Here is a 6,486-nt window from a genome sequence, read left to right on the forward strand (position 1 = left end):
CGAAACTCAAAGAGCGCCAGGAGCGCCAGGAGCGGCCCCCGGTGGGTCGGCCGGACGAGGCCGGCCGGTTCCCCGTCCTGCGCAAGGCCTCGCCCGCCGGGACCGCCCCGTGGCTGCTGCCGGCCACGCCGTCCGCCGCCGCGATCACCGCGGACGAGGCGGTCCTCGGCGGATTGCAGCTCCGGGCCGCCTCGGTGAGCGGTCCGTCCCACCGCAGCCGGGGCGTTCCGCGGCAGGACGCGTACCGGATCGGGCAGGACAGCGCGGGCGGCCATCTGGTCGTCGCGGTGGCCGACGGCATGTCGGACAGCGAGCACTCCGACGTCGGGGCTGTCGCCGCCGTCATCGCCCTGGTGAACACACTCCGCGAACTGCTCGACCGGGGAGTCCCGTTGCAGCGGATCAACGTCCGGGAGGTCTTCCTGGCGGCTGCCCGCCAGATGTACGGAGCCGCCGAGCAGCGCGGCTGGACCGCCGACGAGGTGCGGGCGGTCGCGCTGGCGGCGGTGATCCCGGCCCGGCCGGACCCGGACGGCGTCCGCCGCTGCTGGCTCGGCGCCATCGGCGATGTCAGCGCCTGGCGGCTGGTCCACCGGCACTGGGAGCGGCTGATCGGCGACGAGAAGGGCGGCCTGGATCCCAGTGCCGTCGCGCACTTCCTGCCGCATGACGTGGAGCATCTGCCGTACGGGGTGGTGGAGATGGGCCCCGGCGAGGTGATGGCCCTGACCACGGACGGCGTCGCGGACGCGTTCGCACTCGGGCCGGACGCCCAGCAGTGGTTCGCCGAACGCTGGCGTCAGCCGCCCCCGGTGGGTGCCTTCCTGCTCGATGTGGGCTTCGAGCAGGCGCAGTTGCACGACGACCGCACCGCCGTCGTGGTCTGGTGCGGGGACACCCCGGGCACCGCCGCCAAGGGAAGGCAGCGGTGATGACGTCGGCGGCCAGCCCGTTCCGGCCGAAGGTGAGCCTGTCGGACGTGCCCGCGGGGCGGGTGCTGTCCACGGACGACGGCGAGTCGCGGCAGGTGTACGAGATCGCCGGGCACCCGGGCTGGCTCGCCAAGCTCTACAAGGCACCCGTGCCGGGGACGGCGCCCAGCGCGTTGGAGAACCTGATCCGGCTGCCCGCCTCGATGACGCCGGCGGACCGGACGCTGATCGGTGCTTCCGTCTCCTGGCCGGTCGCCCGGATCGTCGACGGCGGCACTGTGCAGGGCATCGTCATGGCCAAGGCGCCGAACCGCTTCTCCGCCCGGCTGCGGAACATCAAGGGCGAACTGCAGGACTTCGCGCCGCTGCCGCTCGACTGGCTGGTGGCCACCGACGCCAAATGCGTCAAACGCGGCATCCGGCCGGCCGACCGCGCGGTCCGGGAGCAGGCCGTACGGTCGCTGCTGGGCATCGGTGACCTCTTCGCCCGGCACGACATCGTGTACGGGGACTGGTCCTACAGCAACGTCTTCTGGGAGCAGGGCACCGGTGCCGTCTTCGTCATCGACATGGACACCTGCGGCATCGGCACCCGCAAGTGGATCCAGTCGAACGGCTGGGAGGACCCGCTGTTCTCCGAGGCGCGCAAGCCCGCGCTGACCGTGCTCAGCGACCGCTACAAGCTGGCGGTGCTCACTGTGCGCTGTCTGACCGGGGAGCGCGGCGACCCGATGGCGGCCCATCGCGCTCTGGTGAACGAGACCGGCTCCACGCCGCTGTCCGCCGCCCTGTTCCTCACGCTGAACGCCCGCGTCGCCGAGCAGCGTTGCACGCCCGAAGAACTGCTGGCCGCGCTCGACGGCCGGGCGTCCAACGGGCGTCCGGGGGCGGCGAGCAGCACCACCCCCGGCGCCAGGACCAACCGGTCGAACGTGATCGGGTCGAGAAAGGTGGGGCCGCCGACCGTCGCCGCGGCGAAGGCGCCCGGGGCGTCGCAGGTGGGGCAGTCCACTTCCGCGGCCACCTCCGCGCCGTCCCGGACGGCGTCGAATGTGACGGGGTCGGTGGACCTGAGCGGCCGGTCGCGGACGGGCGGCACAGCCCCGAAGACACCGCCGAGGACACCGCCGGGGCGGCCGGCCCCGGTGGTGGTGACCCCGCCGAAAACGACCCCGCCGAAGACGACCCCGCCGAAAACGACCCCACCGAAGACGACCCCGCCGAAGACCACACCGCCCGTTGCGATCCCGCCTGCCCCGCGGCCCACCGCGGGGGCGCCACCGAAGGCGCGGCTGCTGAACCTCGTCTTCAACACCCTGCTTCTCGTGGTCGTCGTCCTCGCGGCGCTCCTCGGCTCCACCCTGCTCTTCGACTGGCCCCTCTAGACAGCACGTTGCGGAGAAAATCATGAGTGAACAGCCCGACTTCGACCACCCGTACAAGGCCAAGGGCCTGCCGGCCTACCTGGTCCTGGACACCTCCTCCTCCATGCAGAAGTTCGAGACCCTGCTCAACGACACGCTGCTGCACATCTACGACACCCTCTTCACCCGCCCGGACATCTCGGAGTTCATCCACCTGTCGGTGATCTCGTTCAACACCGAGGCCCACGTGGTCACCCCGATGACCGACATCGAGCAGCTGCAGAACCTGCCGACCGTCACCTGTTCCGGGGCGACCAACTTCCTGCCGATGTGCCGGCTCGTCCGCGACCAGATCGATCAGGACGTCGAGATGCTGTCCGCGGCGTCCGTCGCCGTGCTGCGGCCGGTGGTGTTCCTGCTCACCGACGGGGCGCCCACCGACCGGCCGGTGGGCACCTGGCGGACCGGCGCGGACCTGCTGCAGGACGCGAACTGGAAGCGCCACCCGCACATCGTCACCTACGGATTCGGCGGGGCCAGCGAGCTGGTGCTGAGCAAACTGGCCACCGCCGCCGCGTACTTGGCCGAGGGGGACATGGCCAGTACCGGTGAGGCACTGTCCGCGGCGCTGGCCAGCCTGCTCAACTCGCTGGTGGCGTCGGCGAAGGTGCAGCAGCTGCAAGTCCCGGCGGAGATATCCGAGTTCAAGACGCTTCCGCTGGACCTGATGGACTGAGACTGAGAATGAGGCGGTGCGTCGGGGCGGGCGCCCGCCCGCTCCCGACGCGGACGGCCGGGATCGCGCGGCGCGCGTCCACGGAGGCTTCCGGCGCGTCGCCTCGGCCGACCGGCCGGTCTCCCTCCGCCACGTCGTCCTTTCGGCCGAGGCCGCGCGGCGGGGGCCGCCCCTACGCTGCGAGATGTGCGAGACCGAGACGTGCGAGACAGAAGCGGGCAAGGCCGACACCCCCAAGCGCGAAGCCCGCAGAGCCGAAGCCCCCAGGGCCGAAACGACCGGACCTCCCCCTCCCGGCTGTCCCGCCGCACCGCCTTCACCGCGGTGGCGGTGGCCATGGCGGTGCTGTGGGTGCTCGATGTGACCGGCACCGAGAGCACCGCCGGCCTCGAAGGGAACGGCGTGTGGTGGCGGCTGGCGCCGGGCCTCGTGGCGGCCGTCGCGCTGCTGCTGCCGGGCCGACCCGCCGTGCTGACCTGGGGCGCGGCTGCCGCGGTGATCGCCTCGGGGGCGACCACGGGGGCTCTCCTCACCTCCGTGACGCCGACGTTCGCCGGCTGGGGCCTGCTGGAGACGCTGTGCCTGCTGCTCCTGCTGGTGCGCACGGCGAAGGACATCCCGCGGCCCTGGCCGGCCGCGGTGCTGAGCGGCGCACTGGGCCTGGCCGTGATAGCGGCCCCGATGCGGCTGGACAGCGACAGCAGTGTCATCTCCCTGCTCCTGACCTTCCCCACCGGCGGCGCGGTTGGCCTCGGCTGCTATCTGCGCAGCCTCGACGACCGCAGACGGCGCGCGATCGCCGACACCCGTCAGAGCGAACGCCTCGAACTCGCCCGCGAGCTGCACGACTTCGTCGCCCACCACGTCACGGGCATCGTCGTCCAGGCCCAGGCCGCGCGGGCGATCCGGGACAGCGCGCCCGAGCAGGTGGAGCCGCTGCTGCGCCGCATCGAGCAGGCCGGGTCCGAGACCCTGCAGTCGATGCGCAAGCTGGTCCGGGTGCTGCGTGAGGACGAGGTACGGACGGTGCGGCCCGGCGACCTGTTCGCCGAACTGGGCGACCTGGTGGCCGCGTTCGCCGAACGCGACGCCCCCGCCACCCTCCAGATCGCGGCCGGAGCCCGGCAGGCGCGGCCCGACGCGGAAGTGGAGACGTCGGTGCGGAACGTGGTGCGCGAGGGGCTGACGAACATACGCCGCCACGCGCCGGGATCGCCGTCCGTCTCCGTACGGGTCGGCCTGTCGGGCGACGACGCGGATGCCCGGCGGCTGCGGGTGGAGGTGCACAACGCCCCGCCGCCGCGGCAGACGGCCCCCAACGCCGAGCCGCTCGGCGGGCGGGGCGGCCTCGGCCTGGTCGGCCTGACCGAACGCACCGAGGCCGTCGGCGGCACGCTGCACGCGAGCCGGGCCGAGGACGGCGGCTGGCGGCTGACGGCGGAATTCCCTCTGCGCGGCGCTGTGGCAGGATCACCGGCGTGACCCAAGTCAGCGGATCAGCGAAACCTGTCCGGGTCCTGATCGCCGACGACCAGGAAATGGTGCTCACCGGCTTCCGGTTGATCCTGCAGACCCAGCCGGACATCGAGGTCGTGGGCGAGGCGGCCGACGGCGTGCAGTGCGTGGAACTGGCCAGGAAGCTGCGCCCCGACGTGTGCCTCGTCGACATCCGGATGCCGAGACTCGACGGGCTGGAAGTGACCCGGCTGCTCGCCGGCCCGAAGGCCGTCGACCCGTTGCGTGTGGTGGTCGTGACCACCTTCGACCAGGACGACTACGTCTACGGGGCGCTGCACGGCGGCGCTTGCGGGTTCCTGCTGAAAGACGCGGGCCCCGGGCTGCTGATCGAGGCCGTACGCGCGGCGGCACGCGGCGACGCGCTGATCTCGCCCGCCGTGACCGTACGGCTGTTGGAGCGGATGGGCAGCCAACGGCCCGCGGTCCGGGCGGAGATGGCGGAGGTGTCCGCCAGTCCGCTGACGGCGCGGGAACTGGAGGTGACCCGGCTGGTCGCCGACGGGCGGACCAACCAGGAGATCTGCGAGGAGCTTTTCGTCTCGCTCTCCACCGTCAAGACCCATATGGCCAGCATTCAGGCCAAGTTGAAGCTGCGGAACCGGGTGGAGATCGCCGCCTGGGCCTGGCGCTGCGGCGTGGTCGGCGACCGCTGATCCGGTCGCCGGCCACGCCGCCCGGCGGCGGGTCGATTGCCGCCGGGCCGCATCCCGCCACTTCCCCGTCTCCGGCCTTCGGCCGACCTACTTCAACACGCCGTAGTCGAAACTCACCCGGTCACCCTTGACCCCGGTCACGGAGATGAGCATCGTCCTGCTCCGGCCCTTGAAGACAGCGGTGCACGACACGGTGTCCTCCACCTTCGCGTGCAACCCCCGCGGGCAGCTGACGGATTGCGGGCCGCCCTGGACGAACGGGATGCCGAAGTTCTCCTTGGCGAGCTTTTCGACCTCGCTGCGCGGCACCGTGTGATCCGCCCCGCTCGCGGTCGCCACCGACGAGTTGTCCATGATGTTCCAGGCCACCACGATGCCTCCCGCCAGAACGGCGGCCACGGCCAGGGCAATGACGATGCGCTTCATACGGTGCTCCTCGGTTCGCGGGGCGGCCGGTCCCAACCGGTCGCTCCCCAGCGGCTGTTCACCGCAGAGCCTCCTCCCGCGGGCGCCCCCGCCGCCTCCGCCCAACGGCTGGTTGTGCACGCCGGTCTCGGCCGAAAGGACGAGGCCGACGGGAAGGTCCGGTCGGACACCGCCGGGTCGCGCAAACCCCATCGCGACCCGATCTCGCCGACGCTCCGCCCGACGTGGGGGAGTGGGCACCGCCGGCCGCGGCACCTGCGCCGCGGTTCTCGCCCAGCTCTTCGCCCTCGATGCCGGGCCGGCCGGCGGGTAGCGGGAAGCACGGCGGACAGGTGACCCGTGTGGGACGGTCCAGTCTCTGACCTGTGCGGATGTCCAGCGGTTGGGTGCCCGTGCAGGACGGCTGTGAGACAGTTGGGGCGGGGGAGGAGGGGGTGTCGTGGGCCGCTGGCGACCGTTGCCGCACGACCTGCCGATCGAGGTGGCCCGGCTGGTGCGGGACATGCGCCGCCATGTGGACCGCAGCGGGGTGACCGTGGCGACGCTCGCCTCCAAGTCGGGCTACAGCCGCAGTTCCTGGGTGCGTTACCTCAACGGGCACCGACTGCCCCCGTGGGCCGCCGTCGCCGGGCTGGGCCGGTTGACGCACGCGGACTGGGAGCAGTTGCATGTCCGGTGGGAATCCGCCGCTCATGCCTGGGCCCCGCCGCAACGCGGCGGCGGAACCGACCCGGAGCCTGCCGCGGCCGCCGCGCCTCGGCAGGAGACCCCACGGCAGGAGACCCCGGGATCGGCGGGCGGCGGGGCAACCACCGACGAGGCGGCCACCGACGAGGCGGCCACCGACGAGGCGATCG

The 6,486-nt window shown here is 72.4% G+C and carries 7 protein-coding genes; 6 read left to right on the top strand and 1 reads right to left on the bottom strand.

Annotated elements, in window-relative coordinates; genetic code table 11:
- The 5 genes from GA0115240_RS12900 to GA0115240_RS12920 all read left to right on the top strand — a co-directional run.
- On the top strand, nucleotides 1-932 hold a 932-nt coding region (locus GA0115240_RS12900; RefSeq protein ID WP_218087422.1), incomplete at its 5' end, for a protein phosphatase 2C domain-containing protein.
- Nucleotides 932-2,317 carry a hypothetical protein gene (locus GA0115240_RS12905; protein ID WP_093736826.1) on the top strand — a complete coding sequence of 462 codons (1,386 nt, stop codon included), beginning with the start codon at nucleotides 932-934 and terminating at the stop codon, nucleotides 2,315-2,317. The genes GA0115240_RS12900 and GA0115240_RS12905, both read left to right, overlap by 1 nt.
- 22 nt (nucleotides 2,318-2,339) lie before the next feature.
- On the top strand, nucleotides 2,340-3,032 hold the full coding sequence (locus GA0115240_RS12910; RefSeq protein ID WP_093736827.1) for a vWA domain-containing protein: 693 nt from the start codon (nucleotides 2,340-2,342) through the stop codon (nucleotides 3,030-3,032).
- Nucleotides 3,033-3,356: 324 nt separating this feature from the next.
- Entirely contained in the window at nucleotides 3,357-4,514 is a 1,158-nt protein-coding gene (locus GA0115240_RS12915) for a sensor histidine kinase (RefSeq protein WP_256069792.1), read from the top strand.
- Nucleotides 4,511-5,203: a response regulator gene (locus GA0115240_RS12920; protein WP_256069793.1), complete on the top strand. Its 693-nt coding sequence runs from the start codon at nucleotides 4,511-4,513 to the stop codon at nucleotides 5,201-5,203. Before GA0115240_RS12915 ends, GA0115240_RS12920 begins: the two co-directional genes overlap by 4 nt.
- An 87-nt stretch (nucleotides 5,204-5,290) precedes the next feature.
- On the opposite strand, the gene GA0115240_RS36820 is transcribed toward GA0115240_RS12920, so the two are convergent.
- Nucleotides 5,291-5,629, bottom strand: coding sequence for a DUF4333 domain-containing protein (locus GA0115240_RS36820; RefSeq protein ID WP_161302182.1), 339 nt, complete (start codon nucleotides 5,627-5,629; stop codon nucleotides 5,291-5,293).
- 439 nt (nucleotides 5,630-6,068) lie between these two features.
- Here GA0115240_RS36820 and GA0115240_RS12930 point away from each other — a divergent pair.
- A partial coding sequence (locus tag GA0115240_RS12930) for a helix-turn-helix domain-containing protein (RefSeq protein ID WP_161302184.1) occupies nucleotides 6,069-6,486 on the top strand: 418 nt, incomplete at its 3' end.

Source organism: Streptomyces sp. DvalAA-14 (genome assembly GCF_900091855.1).
Lineage (GTDB): Bacteria > Actinomycetota > Actinomycetes > Streptomycetales > Streptomycetaceae > Actinacidiphila.

Coding starts and splice junctions, on each gene's coding strand:
- GA0115240_RS12905 (WP_093736826.1), top strand. CDS start 932: ATGACGTCGGCGGCCAGCCCGTTCCGGCCGAAGGTGAGCCTGTCGGAC.
- GA0115240_RS12910 (WP_093736827.1), top strand. CDS start 2,340: ATGAGTGAACAGCCCGACTTCGACCACCCGTACAAGGCCAAGGGCCTG.
- GA0115240_RS36820 (WP_161302182.1), bottom strand. CDS start 5,629: ATGAAGCGCATCGTCATTGCCCTGGCCGTGGCCGCCGTTCTGGCGGGA.